Raw genomic sequence first — 17,001 nt, 5'->3', positions numbered from 1 at the left:
CGGACGACGGGGTTGGGCAGCCTCGGAAGGGATCATGCCGGTTACCCGCAGGTAGTTCCGGTCAGCGAGCGCCCGTCGCCAGTTCGGACGCCTGGATGCCGGGTTCGACGTTCGAGTCGCCGTGGATCGGGCCCTGGCGGTCGGAGAGCGGCGTGCCGTCCCCGCCCCACTGGTGGGCGATCATCTCCGCGGCGATCGACACCGCGGTCTCCTCCGGGGTGCGCGCGCCGAGGTCGAGCCCGATCGGGCTGGACATCCGCCCGAGCTCGGCGTCGGTGACCCCGGCCTCGCGGAGCCGCTCCAGGCGGTCGTGGTGGGTGCGGCGCGACCCCATCGCCCCGATGTAGCCGATCTCGGGCAGCCGCAGGGCCACCTCGAGCAGCGGGACGTCGAACTTCGGGTCGTGGGTGAGCACGGCGAGGGCGGTGCGGCCGTCGACCCGGCCCGCCTCCGCCTCCGCCGCGAGGTAGCGGTGCGGCCACTCCACGATGACCTCGTGGGCCTCGGGGAAGCGGCTCGAGGTGGCGAACACCGGGCGCGCGTCGCACACCGTGACCCGCATGCCGAGGAAGGTGCCCATGCGCGCGACCGCGGCGGCGAAGTCGATGGCGCCGAACACGATGAGCCGGGGCGGCGGGGCGAACGACTCGACGAACACCCCGAGCCCCTCGCCGCGGCGCTCGCCGTCGGTCCCGTAGGTCACGAGGGTGGTGCGCCCGGCGGCGAGCAGCCCCCGGGTGTCGTCGCGGACGGCGTCGTCGAGCCGCGGGCTGCCGAGCGATCCCTCGGTGCGGTCGGGCCACACCACGAGGCGGCGCCCGACACCGGGCCCGGAGACGATGGTCGCGGTGGCCACCGGGCGGTGCTCGCGGACGGCCGCGGCGATCTCGCCGAGCTGCGGGTAGGTCTCGCGGTCGACCTGCTCGACGAACACGTCGAGGATGCCGCCGCAGGTCAGCCCGACCGCGAAGGCATCGTCGTCGGAGACCCCGTAGCGCTGCAGCGTGGGGTCCTCCCCGCGCAGCACGTCGGAGCCGAGCTCGTAGACCGCGCCCTCCACGCACCCGCCGGACACGCTGCCGACGGCCTCGCCGGTGGGTCCGACCAGCATCGAGGCCCCGGGCTGGCGGGGCGCGGACCGGAAGGTCCCGACGACGGTCGCGAGCGCCGCCGACCGGCCCTCCGACCACCATCCCTCGAGGGTTCCCAGCACGTCACGCATCGGCGAGCACCTCCGTGAGCTCCTGCAACGTGGCCAGCGAGTGTCCGGCCAGCAACCGGTCAACGTGCGGGAGGGCCGCGGCGATTCCCCCCTGGACCGGCTCGTACCCGCGCTTGCCGGCGTGCGGGTTCACCCACACCACCGCGTGGGCCAACCGGGCCAGGCGCTCCATCTGCTCGCCGAGCAGTTCCGTCCCGCCCCGCTCCCAGCCGTCGGAGAAGATCACGACGACGGCCCGCCGGGCCACCCCACGCTGTCCCCAGCGATCGAGGAACGCCGCCAGCACCTCGCCGAGCCGGGTGCCGCCGGACCAGTCCGGGATGGTGTTGCCCGCGTCGCGCAGGGCGCGTTCGGGGTCGCGCTGGCGGAGCTCCCGCGTCACGCGGGTCAACCGGGTGCCGAGGGTGAAGGTCTCGACGGCCTGCGGGGTCCGGCGGGTGAGGACGTGCGCGAACCGCAGCAGCGCGTCGGCGTACGGGGCCATCGAGCCCGACACGTCGAGCAGGATCACGACGCGGCGCGGCCGCTCGCGACGGTTCTTCCGCGACAGTCCCGGAATCTCGCCCGCGTGGCGCAGCGTCGCGCGCAGCGTGCGCCGGGGGTCCGGCTCGCCGCGGGAATTCGGTCGGCGACGGCGGGCCCGACGACGCGGCGGCGTCGGGGTGAGCAGGGCGAGCATGCGGCGGATGTGCTCGCGCTCGCTGATCGTCAGGTCCGCGATGTCGCGGTCGCGCAGCACCTCCTCCCCGGAGGCGGCCACCTTGAGCTCGGGGGTGTCGTCGTTCTCGTCGCCCTGCCCCTGCCCCGGCGGCGGGGTGAGCGCCGCGATCGTCGCCGCGCGCGGCTTCGGCGGGGCCGGCCGCCCCATCCGCTGCTCGCGCGGGTCGGAGGAGAACCAGGCGAAGAAGGCGTGGTCGTAGCGCGCGACGTCGTCGGGATCGCCGCAGAGCGTCAGCCGCCCCGCCCAGTAGGTCGCCACCTCGCTGGCGAGGTCGATCTCGCGCAGCGCGCGCAGGTAGGTCGCAGTGCGGTCGGAGGTGACGGGCACCCCGGCGTTGCGCAACAGGCGCGTGAAGGCGACGAAATCGCGCAGCACGGCGTCCTCGTCGGGCGGCGCCGCCAGGGCGTCGATGATCCCGCCCGCCAGGACGGCCCCGGCGTGCGCCCGGGGTGCCGGGCCGTCGGTGCTCCCGCCCCGGTCGGCCGCGGTCATGGTTCGCTCCGCTCGCCCGAGGTGGTCATGAGGCGAGCAGGGCGTCCAGCGCGTCGCGGGCGCGGTCGGCGTCCTCCCGGTACTTCAGCACCGCGCCGAGCGTGGTCGTCGCCGACTCGAGGTCGAGATGCCGCGCGCCGATGAGCTCGAGCGCCGCGGCCCAGTCCAACGACTCCGCGACGCCGGGCGGCTTGAGCAGGTCCAGGCCGCGCAGGCGGTGCACGGCCTGCGCCACCTGCTGGGCCAGCTCGTCGGAGAGCTGCGGCATCCGGGACTTGAGGATCGCGACCTCGCGGGCGAGATCGGGGTGCTCGAGCCACAGGTACAGACAGCGGCGCTTGAGCGCGTCGTGCACCTCGCGGGTGCGGTTGGAGGTCAGGACGACGAGCGGCGGCGTCTCGGCCCGCACGACCCCGATCTCGGGGATCGTCACCGAGTTCTCGGCGAGCACCTCGAGCAGGAAGGCCTCGAACTCGTCGTCGGCCCGGTCGACCTCGTCGATGAGCAGCACGCTCGGCGTCGTCTGGAGGGCCTCGAGCACGGGCCGGGCGAGCAGGAAGCGCCGGTCGTAGAGCGAGGCCTCGACCGCGTCGGCGTCCAGCGCGTCACCGGAGGCGGTGGCGGCGGCCTCCATCGTGCGCAGGTGCAGGAGCTGCCGCGGGAAGTCCCAGTCGTAGAGGGCCTGCGCCGCGTCGATGCCCTCGTGGCACTGCAGCCGCACGAGCGGCGCGTCGAGCACCTGCGCCAGCGCCTGCGCGAGCGCCGTCTTGCCGGTGCCCGGCTCCCCCTCGCAGAACAGCGGCCGCCCCATGCGCATGGCGAGGAACGCCGCGGACGCGAGGCCCGGGTCGGCGAGGTATCCGGTGCGTTCGAGGGCGGCGGCGACGGCATCGGGCCGGTCGAATTCGGAGGCGGCGGTCACGTCCCCATCGTTCCCTACACGACCGGATCACGCTCAGGTTGCTGTGGCACACGCCGCAAACCGGCCCGACGTGGCCGTGACGCCCGTGACACCACCTTCATAAGTCACAGGCGTGTAACACCTGCACGAACGTGCTGGAAACGAGGGTTGACCTGCAACGACGGTGACGATGGGTCGTGGCAAGGCCCCAATAGGGTGATCTTGGTGTTTCTGAGAGGTGGTTGAAAGAGCGCGCGTGCTCCGTACCGTTCCGTCTCGGCCGTGCTCGACGCGGCCATCGACCAGCCCCGAGGTCGCCGCGTCCGACGCCCGTCCAGCGGCCCCGGGTGACCCGATACGAGAGGTGCGGACCGGACGGGCCGAGCGAGCAGAGGCATGGTGCGCCCCACGGGGCGTACCCCCGGTGAGACCGCGTGGAACCGGTCGTCGATCCGTTGGGGAGAGTCATCTCCCGGCCGACTGTGTCGTGGGACGCGGTGCGACGAGAGGTCATGCTTCGTAATTCCGAGTCCTCGCTGGCGCACGTCCTCATCCGGAAGGCTGCCCAGCTGACGCTGGTCGGTGCGCTCGCGGCGACCCCGCTCGCGCTCACGGCCGGCACCGCCTCCGCCGACACGGACTGGGATGCCCTCGCCAAGTGCGAGAGCAGCGGTAACTGGTCGACGAACACCGGCAACGGGTTCTCCGGCGGCCTGCAGTTCACGCCGTCCACCTGGAAGGCGTTCGGCGGGTCGGGCAGCGCCCACAACGCCAGCCGCGAGGAGCAGATCCAGGTCGCCGAGCGCGTCAAGGCCGCGCAGGGCATGAACGCCTGGCCGACCTGCTCCAAGAAGACCGGCAACACCTCGAACAGCGCCAACAGCGGTTCGTCGTCGAAGTCCTCGTCGAAGTCCTCGTCGAAGTCCTCGTCGTCGGGCTCCTCCGGGTCGTCGAAGAAGCAGAGCAGCGAGACCGAGGCCATCAAGGCCCCGGCTCCCTCGGCCGTCGCCCCCGCCGGTGGCTACACCGTCGTCTCCGGCGACACCCTGAGCTCGATCGCCGCCGCCCACGGCGTGAACTGGCAGCAGGTCGCGCAGCGCAACGGCATCACGAACCCCGACGCCATCTCCGTCGGGCAGCAGCTCGCCCTGAGCTGATCCCGCCGCACCGCCTCGACCCCCGCCGGCGCCCCGAGCGCCGACGGGGGTCGGCGCGCGTCGAGGGTCGGTCGGCCCGTTCCCGAGGTGCACACCAGGCAGGTCGGGCGGCCCCAGAAGCTGCCTCACGTCACCCTCGCGGCGGGCCCTCCCGGCCGCCCCACCGCGAGGTGCACACCAGGCAGGCGGGGCAGCCCGAAAAGCTGCCCCACGTCACCCTCGCGGCTACGGGCAGTTGACCCACTCTTCGGAGCCGTCCGCGAACTCCTGGCGCTTCCACACCGGCAGCTGCCGCTTCACCTCGTCGACCAGGTCGCTGCAGGCGTCGAACGCCTCGCGCCGGTGCTCGGCGGCCACGGCACACGCCAGGGCGACGTCCCCGATCGCGAGCGGACCGACCCGGTGCGACACGGCGATCGCGGTGACGCCCTCGAAGCGCCCGGCGATCTCGGCCGCCACCTTCTCCACCACGGAGCCCGCCGACGGGTGTCCCTCGTAGTCGAGCGCCCGGACCGAGCGGCCGTGGTCGTGGTCGCGCACGACCCCCGAGAACGTCACCACCGCACCGCTGCGCGGCCCGTCCACCAGCGCGGCGTGCTCGGCGACGTCGAGCGGCTCCTCGCCCACGGCCGCCCGCAGCACGGTGGCCCGCTCCGTCGGTGCACTCACTGGTGGTCCCCTCCCTGGATCTGGTCGACGGCGTGCTCGAGCACCGGCTCGAGCACCGACAGTCCGTCGCGCACCCCGCCCGGCGAGCCGGGCAGGTTCACCACCAGTGTGCGCCCCGCGACGCCGGCGACCCCGCGGGACAGCATGCTGGTCGGCACCGTCGAGGCCCCGGCCGCGCGCACCGCGTCGGCGATCCCGGGCACCTCGTAGTCCAGCACGGACCGGGTGGCCTCCGGAGTGCCGTCGGTCGGCGAGATGCCGGTGCCACCCGTCGTCAGGACGAGCTGCACGCGCTCCGCGACCGCCGCCCGCAGCGCCTCCGCCACCGGCTCGCCGTCGGGAACCACCTGCGGGTCGTCGGCGGTCCAGCCGCGCTCGCGCAGCCAGTCGACGATCACCGGCCCACCGCGGTCGGAGTACACCCCCGCCGACGCCCGGTTCGACGCCGTGATCACCCGTGCCCGTCGCAACGGCTCCGCCATCTAGCGTCCCTCCGGCCTCGTCCAGACGCCGGAGCGTCCACCTTCCTTGCGCTCGAGCCGCACCCCGTCCATGGTCGCGGCCGGGTCGAGCGCCTTGACCATGTCGTGCAGCGCGAGGCCCGCGACCGACACCGCGGTCAACGCCTCCATCTCCACCCCGGTGCGGTCGGCGCTCCGCGCGGTCGCCGTGATCCACACCTCGGCGTCGCCCACCTCGAGGTCCACCGTGACGCCGGCGAGCGGGATCGGGTGGCACAGCGGGATGAGGTCGGGGGTGCGCTTGGCGCCCATGATCCCGGCGATCCGGGCGGTGGCCAGGGCGTCGCCCTTGGGCACCGTGCCGTCGCGCAGGGCGGCGCACACCTCGTCGGTGGTGCGCAGCACCCCGCTCGCCGTGGCCACCCGCCGGGTGACCTCCTTGTCGCCGACGTCGACCATGCGCGCGGCGCCGGTCTCGTCGACGTGCGTCAGTCCCCGCCCGGCGGTCGAGCTCCGCGGCGCCGCGTCTCCCTGCGCCGCGCTCACGTCTCCTCCTTCGTGACGCCCTCGGCGGACTCCGCCCCCGCGTCGAGGGCCGCCTGCACCGAGGCCAGCTCGGAGCCGCGCGCCTCGCTCACCTTGCGCACCGCGGAGGCCACGGCCGGCGACACCGTCGAGTCGAACACGCTCGGCACGATGAACAGCGGGTTCGGCTCTGCGACGACGTCGGCGATGGCGGCCGAGGCGGCGAGGAGCATCGCGTCGGTGATGGTGCGGGCCTGCGCGTCCAGCAGACCTCGGAAGATGCCGGGGAACGCGAGCACGTTGTTGATCTGGTTCGGGTAGTCCGAGCGCCCCGTCGCCACGACGGCGGCGTAGTGCTGCGCGATGCCCGGGTCGATCTCCGGGTCGGGGTTGGCGAGCGCGAAGACGATCGCGTCGTCGGCCATCCCCTTCACGTCGTCGGCGTGCAGCAGGTTGGGCGCCGACACCCCGATGAACACGTCGGCGCCGGGCAGCGCGTCGTGCACGTCGCCGGTGCGGTTCTCGGCGTTGGTCCGCTCGGCCACCCACTCCAGCGACGGGTGCAGCCCGGGCCGGCCCTCGTGGATGATCCCGTCGACGTCGACGGCGAGCAGGTCGGCGGGCTGCAGCGGCAGCAGCAGCCGGATGATCGCCGAGCCGGCGGCGCCGACCCCGCAGATCACGATGCGGCAGTCCTCCGCGCGCTTGCCCACCACCCGCAGCGCGTTGCGCAGCGCCCCGAGCACGACGACGGCGGTGCCGTGCTGGTCGTCGTGGAAGACGGGGATGTCCAGCGTCTCGCGGAGGCGGGCCTCGATCTCGAAGCACGCGGGCGCGGCGATGTCCTCGAGGTTGATCCCGCCGTAGGCCGGCGCGAGGATCTCGACGGTCCGGATGATCTCCTCGGTGTCCTGCGTGTCGAGGCACACCGGCCACGCGTCGACCCCGGCGAAGCGCTTGAACAGGGCGGCCTTGCCCTCCATGACCGGCATCGCGGCGGCAGCACCGAGGTTGCCCAGCCCCAGCACCGCCGAGCCGTCGGTCACCACCGCCACGGTGTTGCGCTTGATGGTCAGGCTCCGTGCGGCCTCGGGGCGGGCGGCGATCGCCTGACAGACCCGCGCGACGCCCGGCGTGTAGGCCCGGGAGAGGTCCTCGCGGGTGCGCAGGCCGACCTTCGCGGTCACCTCGATCTTGCCGCCGAGGTGCACGAGGAACGTCCGGTCGGACACGTTGCGCACCCGGACGCCGTCGAGCGTGCCGAGGGCGTCGGTGATCTCCTCAGCGTGCCGCTCGGAGAGGGCGTTGCAGCTGATGTCGACGATGATGGAGTCGGGGCGCGACTCGACGACGTCGAACGCCGTCATCACACCGCCGACCCGCCCGACGGCGACCGCGAGGTCACCCGCCGCGGTGGCGCTCGGCGGCGCCTCCACCCTCGCGGTGATGGCATAGCCGGGTCCGGGGACCGCCACGGTTCAGCCCTCCTGCGCTCGGTCCGATGACACCCGGGCCAGGTCGGCCGGGGTGTCGACGTCGTCTCGGGTGGCGACGTCACCGACCTCCACGGCCCGCACGTCGTCCCGCCCGGCAAGGTAGCCCCGCGCGCCGACATCGTCGTGCGCGGCGGCCGCGACCGCGGCCAGATGGTCCCGTCCGAACACCACCGGATGGCCCGGACGGCCGTCGTAGGCGCCACGGACGATGTCCCCGGGGGTCGCCGCGGCGGCCACCCGGGCGAGCGCGACCGGTCCGATCCCGGGGGTGTCCACGAGCAGGACCAGGACGGCGTCGACGTCGGGCAGCGCCGCGAGCCCAGTTCGCAGCGACTCCCCCATACCCTGCTCCCAGGCGGACGCCGTCACGACGAGGGCCTCCGGGTCCGCGTCGCGCGCGGCCGCGGCGGCACGGTCGGCGTCCGCGCCGACCACCACGACCCGCGGGGTGCACCCGGCGTCCTGAAGAGCGCGCAGTGCCCGGGCCACCAGCGGCTCACCGCCGAGTTCGACGAGCGCCTTCGGTGTGCCCATCCGGCGGCCGGCCCCCGCCGCGAGCAGGAGGCCGGCGACCGTCATCAGCGATTGATCTCCGTCACGGGGTGCTCGTAGCCGAGCTGGTCTGCCGGGAGCGGGAACTCGATCTCACCGAACGGGGAGGCGGCGCCCTGCGTGGGCGCCATCAGCTCGGTGATGGGGTGTCCGCCGTCGACCTGCGGCCAGCCCGGGTCCTGCCGGGGCTGGGCGGCCTTCGAAGTCTGCTCACCGTCGCTCTGCGCTGCCACCGGTTCCTCCCTGGTCGCTCCGTGGGTCTCCAGTCTGCCGCATCCCGGCCCGACCCACCGACCGGACCGCCTCCGCGATCACGACCGATTAGCCTGGTAGGGATGGCCAGGACCCTCCTCGAGCACCTGCGTGCCCAGGACGACGAGACGCTGGGCGCGCTGCTGCGGGCGCGGCCCGACCTGGCCCTGCCCGCGCCCGCCGACACCGGGGTGGTCGCCACCCGCGCCGGCGTCCGCACGTCGGTCGGGCGGGCCTGCGAGGACCTCGACGAACTGCACCTCGCACTCGTCGACGCCCTGCTCGTCGCCGAGGCCGACCAGTCCCCCGCCGACCCCGCGGACGTCCTAGGCCTCCTCGGTGCCGACGTCCCCCCGGAGCGCGGCCGCGCGGCGCTCGACCGGCTGCGGGTGCTCGCGCTGGTCTGGGACGTTCCCGACGACGGGGGTGGCCCGGTCCGCGTCCGCGCGGTGCCCGCCCTGCGCGACACCGCCCGGCGCTACCCGGCCGGGCTCGGCCGGCCCGCGCCGTCGCCGTCGGTGCTGCACGAGAAGGACCCGGCGTCGGTCATGGCGGGCCTGCCCGACGACCAGCGGGCCGTCGTCGTCGCCCTCGACCGCGACGGCCCCGTCGGGCGCAGCCGCGCGAAGGAGGGGGACGACAACCCCGTCGCCCGGCTGCTCGCCGACGGCATCCTGCGCCGCATCGACGACGACACCGTCGAACTGACCCGCGAGGCCGGGCTCGGGTTGCGCGGTGACCGCCCGCTCGGCCCGCTCGTGGCCGCCGACCCGATGCCCGCCCCCCGCGTGCAGGACCCGGCCACGATCGACGCGACCGCCGCGGGCGAGGCCCTCGAGACGGTACGGCGGGCCGAGGGCGTCCTCGCCGCCTGGTCGGCCGCCCCGCCCGCCGTCCTGCGCTCCGGCGGGCTCGGGGTGCGGGACCTGCGCCGGCTCGCGAAGACGCTCGACGTCGACGAGACCGCCGCGGGCCTCGTCGTCGAGACCCTCGCCGCCGCGTCGCTCCTCGCCGTGAGCGAGGACGCCGACGCCGTCTGGTGCCCGACCACCACGGCCGACCGGTGGCTCGCCTCGCCCCCCGAGACGCAGTGGGTGGCACTCGCCCGCGCGTGGCTGGAGATGCCCCGCCAGCCGTCGTCGATCGGGCAGCGGGACTCGATGGACAAGCTGGTCGGGCCGCTCTCCGACGAGGTGCGGCGCCCGTGGGCCGCCCAGGTCCGCCGCCGCGTGCTCGCGCGGCTCGCCGAGTTCGACGACGGGGCCGGGCCGGTCTCGGTCGACGCGCTGGTGGAGTCGCTGGCCTGGCGCGCCCCGCGGCGCGGCGGACGGCAGCGCGACGAGCTGGTCCGCGCCACCGTCCGCGAGGCGACCGCGCTCGGCGTCGTGGCCCTGGACGCCATCACGACGGCGGGTCGGGAGCTGCTGCGCGTCCCCCGTCGCCCCGACGACGACCCGGACGCCGCCGCCGCGGCCGCGCTGCGACCCGCCATGCCCGCGCCGGTGGGCCACATCCTGCTGCAGGCCGACCTCACGGCGGTCGCCCCGGGTCGGCTCGAGCCGGACCTGGCGGCGGCGATGGACCGGCTCGCCGATGTCGAGTCGGCCGGCGGCGCCACGGTCTACCGGATCAGCGAGGGGTCGATCCGGCGGGCCCTCGACCTCGGCTGGACCGCCGCCGACGTGCACGCGCTGTTCTCGGAGCGGTCCGCGACCCCGGTGCCGCAGGGCCTCACCTACCTCGTCGACGACGTCGCTCGCCGCCACGGCCGCCTGCGCGGCGGGTCGGCCGCGTCGTTCCTGCGCTCCGAGGACGAAGCCCTCCTCGTCGAGGTCATGGCCCTCCCGACGGCGGAGGCGCTGGGGCTGCGGCGGCTGGCCCCGACCGTCGTCATCTCGACCTCCCCGCTCGCCGAGGTGCTCGACGCGCTGCGGGCCGCCGGGCTCTCCCCCGTCGCGGAGGACGCCGACGGCGGGGTGCTCGACCTGCGGCCGCGTGGCCGTCGCACCGCCCCCCGACGGCCCGACCGCTCCGGCACCGGGTCGCCCTGGCTCTCCGACGACCAGATCGCGGCGCTGGTCGCCCAGCTGCGGGCGGGCGACCGGGCCGCGACCGCCGCCCGCGGGTCGGCGACCGTCCCCGGCTCGACCCGGCAGACCGCGTCGGCGACGGTGGCGGTGCTCGCCGACGCCGCCCGGACCGGGCGGACCGTGTGGATCGGCTACGTCGACGCCGCCGGAACCGCGTCCCAGCGTGTGGTCCGCCCGCTGCGGGTCGGCGGTGGGCTGCTGGAGGGCACCGACGCCGCGGTCGAGGCGGAGGACACCGGCCCCGGCTCGGCGGTGTCGTTCGCGCTGCACCGCATCACCTCGGTCAGTGTGCTGACCGAGAACTGAGCCCGACCCCGCCGCCACGAGCGAGCGGCACGTTCGCAGCATCGAGGTGCGTGAGAGTGCCGTTCGCTCGGCCAGGGCCGGGCCGTCCGCCGCGAGCGAGCGGCACGTTCGCAGCAGCGATGTGCGCGAACGTGCCGCTCGCTCGGTCGGCGGAGGGGTCAGGCGCGGGCGCCGACCGCCCACACCTGCATGGCGTGCTCCACGAGCGCGATCAGCGTCTCCTTCGTCGACTCCCGGTCCCGGGCGTCGACGGTGACCACCGGCACCGACGGATCGATGGCGAGCGCCTCGGCGACGTCCTCCAGCGAGTGGGTCAGCACCCCGTCGAAGAGGTTCACGCCCAGCACGTAGGGCAGGTTCCGGTCCTCGAAGAAGTCGACCGCCGCGAAGCAGTCGGCGAGGCGGCGGGTGTCGACCAGCACGACCGCGCCGATGGCGCCGCGCACGAGGTCGTCCCACATGAACCAGAACCGGTCCTGCCCGGGCGTGCCGAACAGGTACAGGATCAGGTCGGCGTCGAGGGTGACGCGGCCGAAGTCCATCGCCACGGTGGTGGTGCGCTTGTTCGGCACCGCCGTGAGGTCGTCGACGCCGGCGCTGGCGTCGGTCATGACCGCCTCGGTGGTCAGCGGGTCGATCTCCGAGACCGAGCCGACGAAGGTCGTCTTGCCGACCCCGAACCCCCCGGCGACGACGATCTTGGCCGACGTGGTCGTCGGGACCGCCTCGTCAGAGCCGTCGTAGTCCACTCAGCACCCTTTCCATCAACGCCATGTCCGGGTTCTCCCCCGTCGACGAGGCGGTCTCGTGCACCACGATCGATCCGTGCGCGGCCATGTCGCCGAGCAGCACCCGGGCCACCCCGAGGGGCAGCCGGAGCAACGCCGCGACCTCCGCGACCGACTTGGGCTCGGCACAGAGGTCGGCGATCATGCGGTGCTCGTACTGGACGACCTGGGCCGGGTCGCGCCCCTGGGCCGTCGTCGACAGCAGCGTCTCGACGGCGAGGTCGTAGGCCGGGCGGGTCCGGCCGCGGGTCCATGCGTAGGGCCGGACGAACGAGGCCTCGGGCGGTTCGTCGCCGCCCCGCGGGCCGTCCGGGTAGTCGGGGGCCACGAACTCGTGGCGGCCCGGGACCTGGATGCCCCCGGGCGTGGTCGGCGGGAGGGCCGGGTCACCGTTCGGGAACAGCGGACCGGGCCGAGGCCCCGGTCCCGGTCGGTAGCCGCCCGGGGGGCCGGGTGGCGGACCCGCGGGTGGGCCACGGTGGGCGCCGCCGACGTCCTCAGCGTCGAGCCGCCGGGCCGCCTCCTGGTCGGACTGCTCGGCGAGGTCGGCGGCGTCGTCCTTGCGGCGGCGCCGGAACAACCCGCGACGCTCCCCGGACCGGCGCACCCCGCCCCCGGTGATCCCGTTGAGGACCTCGGCGTACGAGTCGTCCTCACTCACCGCCGCTCACCTCCCCCGGACCACCTCACCGGAATCCCGACCCCTGGAGCTCCGCCCGCAGTTCGGGGGTGAGCAACTGCCCGACCCGGTCGACCAGCAGCGTCATCTCGTAGCCGACGAGGCCGATGTCGCAGTTCGGCGCCGCGAGCGTGGCCAGGCACGAGCCGTCGCTGATGGACATCAGCAGCACGATGCCGCGTTCCATCTCGACGACCGTCTGCACCACGTCGCCGGCCTCGAAACAGCGGGCCGCACCTTGCGTGAGGCTGACCAGCCCGGATGCCACGGCGGCGAGCTGGTCGGCCCGGTCCCGCGGCAGCCGACTGGAGGCGGTCAGCAGCAGCCCGTCGGCGGAGACGACCACGGCGTGGGCCACGCCCGGGACCCGCTCCGCGAAGTTCGAGACCAGCCAGCCGAACCTGCTGGGCTGCGACTGGGGTGCCGTCACTGCTCCTCCTCGATGGCGTTCGTGTCGGCGGCGGGGCCGCCCTCGGGATTCGGCCGGGTCGAGCGCCCGTCGGCGACGCCGCGCTGATAGCTCGCGAGCCGCCCGCGGACCGCCTCGGGGTTGCGGCGCGGCGCCTCCGGGCCACCACCGCCGCCGGGCGCGACCGGCGTCGGTGAGGGCCGGGCGCTGCCGGGAACGAGGTGTGCCCGGGGACGACGGCGGGGCAGGCCGGACTCGGTGGTCCCGGCGTCGACGGCGGCGAGCGACGGGGCGCCCGCGTCGAACCCGGGCCGCCCGGCGTCCGACCACTCCGGGTCGACGGTGTCGGGCGCGTTCGGCTCCGCCTCGCGGAACCAGACCGACGCGACCTCGTCGAAGATCGGCGTCCGCTCCCGGTTCGGCCGTACCGCCGCCGGACGACGCGCCAGTCCCTCGGGCGCCGGCCGCACCGGGAGGGCTCCCGTGCCGTTCGAGCCGAGCCCGCCGGGCGGTACCGCGTCCCCTCCGTGTGGGGCGCCGTTGGGGGGCGCACCGTTCGGCGAGGCGCCGTTCGCGTGACCGTTGGTGTGGCCGTCCGACGTCCCGTTCGTGAGCAGGCCGTTCGTCGGCAGGCCGGACGTGGTCAGGCCGTTCCGCGCCGGCCCGTGGGCGGCCGCGGCCGGGGCTGCGGGCTCCGGGGCTGCGGGCTCCGAGGCTGCGGGCTCCGGGGCTGCGGGCTCCGGGGCTGCGGGCTCCGGGGCTGCGGGGGCCGCGGTGTCGTCGCCGGGGGCGAACAGCTCGTCCCCCGACGCCGCCGGTGCGGCGTCGGCCTCCGCCGCCTCGTCGGCCGGCCGCGGGCGCAGCCGGGGCGCCGAGCCGGGCCGCAGCAACGGACCGCCCTCGGGCCGACGGCGCTGCGCGAGCGGCCGCAGCGAGCGGCGGTTCGGGCGCGACGGAAGCTCCTCGGCCTCCTCGGACCCCGCCACGGCGTCGCCCTCGACGGACTCGCCGTCGGCCGGCGACGGCGTGGACCCGGCCACGTCCTCGCCCGCAGCGGCGCCCGCGACGGCCTCCGCCGGGACGTCGTCCGGATCGGACGCGGACGCCGCGACGCCGGGAGCCGTCGGCTCGACCACGGGGGACGCGCCGGTGGCGGGACCCTCCGTGGACCCGGCCGCGTCGACCTGCGGCTCCTGCGCCGTGGGACCGGGCGGGGGCACGATCTCCGCGCCGTTCCACATCGGGGGCGGCGGGGCGGGAGCCGATCCGGGCGGCTGCGGGCCCTGGTCCTGGGGTCCCCAGGGGCCGGGGCGTGGGCCGGCCGCGGCACCCGGGAAGGGAGCGCCCGGCCGCTGGGGCATTGGACGCGGAGGCAGGGGGCGGCTCGGCGGCGGACCGGGGGGAAGGCCCGGACCACCGGGGCCGACGGGCGCACCCTGCGGGCCCTCCGCCCAGCCCTGGTCCGGCCGCGGGCGCGGGGCGGGACGGCCGTCGCGGGTGGTCCGGTCGGCGCCGGGCCCGCCGGAGGTCCGCTCGGGAGCGGGCTCCGGGCGCAGACCGTGGCGCCCGGCCGGGCCGGCGTCCTCGGCGGTGCCGGTCGCGACGTCGTCCTCGTCCACGGCGCCGTCTGCGCCGTGCCAGGCGTGCGCGGCGACGGGGCGCTCGGGAACCCCGCTCGGGGCCTGTTCCTGGGCCTGTTCCTGGGCCTGCTCCGGAGCCTCGCGGGCGTTCTGGCTCCACACGGCCACGCCGTCGTCCTGGCCGCCACCCCAGACCGTGGCCACCCGGTCGTCGTCCTCGTCGTCCTCGTCGTCGTCGAGGTCGGCGCCGTCGGACTGCGGTCCACGCACCTCGGTCGGCGGTTCCGGCGGCGGGGTGGCGCCCGGACGGACCGGGCGGCGGGGCAGTGCGGCGGCGAGCGCCCCGGTCAGCCCGTTGCGACGCTCCGGCGCGGCGTCCGCGGCCGGAGCCTCGGGGCCCGCAGGGGCCGCGGTCGACTCCGCGGGCGCCTCGTCGGGTGCGCCCGAGGGGGCGAAGAACGCCGCGGCACCGGCGGCGCCCGCTCCGGCCGCCGCGGCACCGGCAACCTCGGCCCCGCGGGCGGCGGGACGGCGGGGCAGGTCGGTGCGCTCCTCGCGGGGCTCCTGGCGCGGGATGCCCGGGACGTCGGGCCGCGCGGCGCCGTTGGCCGGCCCGCCGAGCGGGCTCGAGCCGGGCGAGCGGACGGGCAGGCCGGTCCCGCCGAGGGCGCGGGTGGAGGTGCCGCCACCGGGGCGGGACCCCGGCACGCCGGAGAGCACCGCGGAGGCAGGGATCCGGACGGCCGCGACGACGCCGCCGTCCTCACGGGTGCGGAGCGTGACGCCGATGCCGTGACGGATCGCCAGGCGACCGACCACGAAGAGGCCCATGCGACGGGAGGCGGACACGTCGACGGTAGGGGGCGAGCCGAGCCGCTGGTTCGCGTCGGCGAGGTCCTCCTGGGTCATCCCGACGCCGCTGTCGGCGATCTCGAGGACGACCGCACCGTCGGGCTCCGGACGCGCGGAGACGTCGACCCGGGTCTCGGGGGCGGAGAACGCCGTGGCGTTCTCCAGGAGCTCGGCGACGAGGTGCACGACGTCGGCGGCGGTGCGGCCGAGCAGCTGCACCGATGGCGGCGGGGAGAGTTCGACCCGCTGGTACTGCTCCACCTCCGACGCCGCGGCCCGCAGCACGTCGACCAGCGGCACCGGCCGCCCGCCGCGGCGCGCGAGGTCGGTGCCCGAGAGGACCAGGAGGTTCTCCGAGTTCCGCCGCATGCGGGTGGCGAGGTGGTCGAGCTGGAACAGGTCGGCGAGGGCCTCCGGGTCCTCCTCCTTGTTCTCCAGCTGCTCGATCAGGCGCAGCTGGCGCTCGACGAGGGCCTGCGACCGCCGGGACAGGTTGACGAAGATGCTGTTGAACGCCGACCGGAGACCGGCCTGCTCGGCGGCGAGCCGCACGGCCTGCTCGTGCACCTGGTCGAAGGCGCGGGCGACCTGCCCGATCTCCTCGCGGGTCTCGATCGGGGTGCGGCTGACGTCGGTGTCGGGCGCCTCGCCCTCGCGCAGGCTGCGGACCGCGTCGGGCAGGCGCCGCTCCGCCACGTCGAGCGCGGTGCGGCGCAGCAGCCGCAGCGGGCGCAGCAGCGACCGGGTGACGAAGAAGACCACGGCGGCGCCCGCCATCAGCGCGAGCAGCAGGACCACCGACGCGACACCCGCGGCGTTGCGGGCCCCGTTCTGCAGGGACGCGGCGTTGACCTGCAGCCGCTCGCGCAGCTGGTCGGACACCCCGGTGACCTTCTGCTGGACGGCCGTCGACGCGGCGTCCCAGTCCTGGGCCGAGACCTGCAGCGGCAGCCCGGCGCTGCCGCGGCCGAGCACGACCTGGGCCAACCGGTCCCGCTGGTCGACGTCCGGCCCGACGAGGGCGTCCGCGAGTGCGGCGTTGTCCGTGCCGACGGCGCTGCGGAACTCGTCGACGGCGATGCTCCGGCGCAGCGTGGCGTTGCGCGCCTGGTCGATCGACGGGGCGTCGATCCGGCCGCCCGCGATGGCGGCGGCGACCACGGCCTGCACGTAGGCGTCCTGCTCGCGGACCACGGACAGCGCGTAGAGCCCGGTGGAGAGCCCGGCGATCGACGGGTCCGCCGCCTCCCGGGTCAGCGACTCGTCGAAGGTGAGCACCGCCGACGTGGCGTCGGTGTAGCGCGAGATCGCCCCCGCCGGGTCGACCGCCCCGGCGCGCACGTCGTCCCGCACGCGGTCGAGGCCCTCGACCGCGGAGAACGCGTCGCGGTACGCCGACCGGGTCTGGTCGTCGACCGAGTCGGCCGAACCGTAGGCGCTGCGCAGCTGCCCCAGTTGGTCGTTCGTCGCGTCGGCCGCCTCCTGCACCGGACCGAAGCCGCCGGCCCGGTTCGTCGCGAGGAACACGGCCGCCGCGCGCCGCTCGGCGTCGAGGGCGGCCAGCACCTTCGCGTTGTTGCTCTCCAGGGCGACGGCCTGCTGCACGCCGTCGTAGGAGCGGGCCTTGTCGGTCTGCTCGACGATCCGCAGCACGCCCAGGGTGATGACGAACAGGGTGGGGACCAGGAGGACCGCCGCGAGCTTGACCGGCAGGCTCCAGTTGCGCAGGGCCAGCCGCTCCCCCAGGGGCGGACGGGCCTGCGGGTCGGGAGCACCGCCGCGGGCCTCGCCTCGCGCGTCGGTCCGACGGACGGGAGCGGTCACGCGGTGGTCCTTCCCCTTGCACCGG

15 protein-coding genes are annotated in these 17,001 nt (G+C 75.6%); 2 read left to right on the top strand and 13 right to left on the bottom strand.

All coding sequences use genetic code 11. From position 1 onward, the window contains the following. Positions 1-61: 61 nt before the first annotated feature. The 3 genes from BJ983_RS26685 to BJ983_RS26675 are packed head-to-tail and all read right to left on the bottom strand — an operon-like array spanning position 62 to position 3,357. On the bottom strand, positions 62-1,222 hold the full coding sequence (locus BJ983_RS26685; protein WP_179796587.1) for an XdhC family protein: 1,161 nt from the start codon (positions 1,220-1,222) through the stop codon (positions 62-64). Then, entirely contained in the window at positions 1,215-2,435 is a 1,221-nt protein-coding gene (locus tag BJ983_RS26680; RefSeq protein ID WP_218890487.1) for a vWA domain-containing protein, read from the bottom strand. Before BJ983_RS26680 ends, BJ983_RS26685 begins: the two co-directional genes overlap by 8 nt. Before the next feature lie 25 nt (positions 2,436-2,460). Beyond that, the gene (locus BJ983_RS26675; RefSeq protein WP_179796586.1) at positions 2,461-3,357 is read right to left on the bottom strand and encodes an AAA family ATPase; all 897 of its coding nucleotides are present in this window, start codon (positions 3,355-3,357) and stop codon (positions 2,461-2,463) included. Positions 3,358-3,848: 491 nt separating this feature from the next. On the opposite strand from BJ983_RS26675, the gene BJ983_RS31915 reads away from it, so the two are divergent. Further along, a complete protein-coding gene (locus BJ983_RS31915) occupies positions 3,849-4,493 on the top strand; it encodes a LysM peptidoglycan-binding domain-containing protein (protein WP_179796585.1) in 645 nt (214 codons plus the stop codon). Between the two features lie 225 nt (positions 4,494-4,718). Here BJ983_RS31915 and BJ983_RS26665 read toward each other — a convergent pair whose 3' ends face one another. The 6 genes from BJ983_RS26665 to BJ983_RS26640 are packed head-to-tail and all read right to left on the bottom strand — an operon-like array spanning position 4,719 to position 8,429. After that, positions 4,719-5,162 (bottom strand): molybdenum cofactor biosynthesis protein MoaE, encoded by a 444-nt coding sequence (locus tag BJ983_RS26665; protein ID WP_179796584.1) that lies wholly within the window; start codon positions 5,160-5,162, stop codon positions 4,719-4,721. Continuing rightward, the gene (locus BJ983_RS26660; protein WP_179796583.1) at positions 5,159-5,644 is read right to left on the bottom strand and encodes a MogA/MoaB family molybdenum cofactor biosynthesis protein; all 486 of its coding nucleotides are present in this window, start codon (positions 5,642-5,644) and stop codon (positions 5,159-5,161) included. Before BJ983_RS26660 ends, BJ983_RS26665 begins: the two co-directional genes overlap by 4 nt. After that, positions 5,645-6,169: a cyclic pyranopterin monophosphate synthase MoaC gene (gene moaC / locus BJ983_RS26655; RefSeq protein WP_343054364.1), complete on the bottom strand. Its 525-nt coding sequence runs from the start codon at positions 6,167-6,169 to the stop codon at positions 5,645-5,647. After that, positions 6,166-7,623, bottom strand: coding sequence for a malic enzyme-like NAD(P)-binding protein (locus BJ983_RS26650; protein WP_179796582.1), 1,458 nt, complete (start codon positions 7,621-7,623; stop codon positions 6,166-6,168). The genes moaC and BJ983_RS26650 overlap by 4 nt, the downstream gene beginning before the upstream one ends. Before the next feature lie 3 nt (positions 7,624-7,626). Then, positions 7,627-8,223, bottom strand: a complete 597-nt coding sequence (locus BJ983_RS26645; RefSeq protein WP_179796581.1) for a nucleotidyltransferase family protein — start codon at positions 8,221-8,223, stop codon at positions 7,627-7,629. Continuing rightward, on the bottom strand, positions 8,223-8,429 hold the full coding sequence (locus BJ983_RS26640; RefSeq protein ID WP_179796580.1) for a hypothetical protein: 207 nt from the start codon (positions 8,427-8,429) through the stop codon (positions 8,223-8,225). Before BJ983_RS26640 ends, BJ983_RS26645 begins: the two co-directional genes overlap by 1 nt. 102 nt (positions 8,430-8,531) lie before the next feature. Here BJ983_RS26640 and BJ983_RS26635 point away from each other — a divergent pair, with 102 nt between their 5' ends. Continuing rightward, positions 8,532-10,844: a helicase-associated domain-containing protein gene (locus BJ983_RS26635; RefSeq protein WP_179796579.1), complete on the top strand. Its 2,313-nt coding sequence runs from the start codon at positions 8,532-8,534 to the stop codon at positions 10,842-10,844. A 158-nt stretch (positions 10,845-11,002) separates the two neighbouring features. On the opposite strand, the gene BJ983_RS26630 is transcribed toward BJ983_RS26635, so the two are convergent. The 4 genes from BJ983_RS26630 to BJ983_RS26615 are packed head-to-tail and all read right to left on the bottom strand — an operon-like array spanning position 11,003 to position 16,976. Beyond that, positions 11,003-11,593, bottom strand: coding sequence for a GTP-binding protein (locus BJ983_RS26630; protein ID WP_018332373.1), 591 nt, complete (start codon positions 11,591-11,593; stop codon positions 11,003-11,005). After that, positions 11,574-12,293: a DUF742 domain-containing protein gene (locus BJ983_RS26625; RefSeq protein WP_343054363.1), complete on the bottom strand. Its 720-nt coding sequence runs from the start codon at positions 12,291-12,293 to the stop codon at positions 11,574-11,576. Before BJ983_RS26625 ends, BJ983_RS26630 begins: the two co-directional genes overlap by 20 nt. 25 nt (positions 12,294-12,318) lie before the next feature. After that, a complete protein-coding gene (locus BJ983_RS26620) occupies positions 12,319-12,741 on the bottom strand; it encodes a roadblock/LC7 domain-containing protein (protein ID WP_179796578.1) in 423 nt (140 codons plus the stop codon). Further along, a complete protein-coding gene (locus BJ983_RS26615) occupies positions 12,738-16,976 on the bottom strand; it encodes a nitrate- and nitrite sensing domain-containing protein (protein ID WP_179796577.1) in 4,239 nt (1,412 codons plus the stop codon). The genes BJ983_RS26620 and BJ983_RS26615 overlap by 4 nt, the downstream gene beginning before the upstream one ends. Between the last annotated feature and the right edge of the window lie 25 nt (positions 16,977-17,001).

The organism is Actinomycetospora corticicola, assembly GCF_013409505.1.
GTDB lineage: Bacteria > Actinomycetota > Actinomycetes > Mycobacteriales > Pseudonocardiaceae > Actinomycetospora > Actinomycetospora corticicola.
The sequence above is the reverse complement of the archived record's forward strand: the minus strand, read 5'-3'. Positions and strand labels throughout refer to the sequence as shown.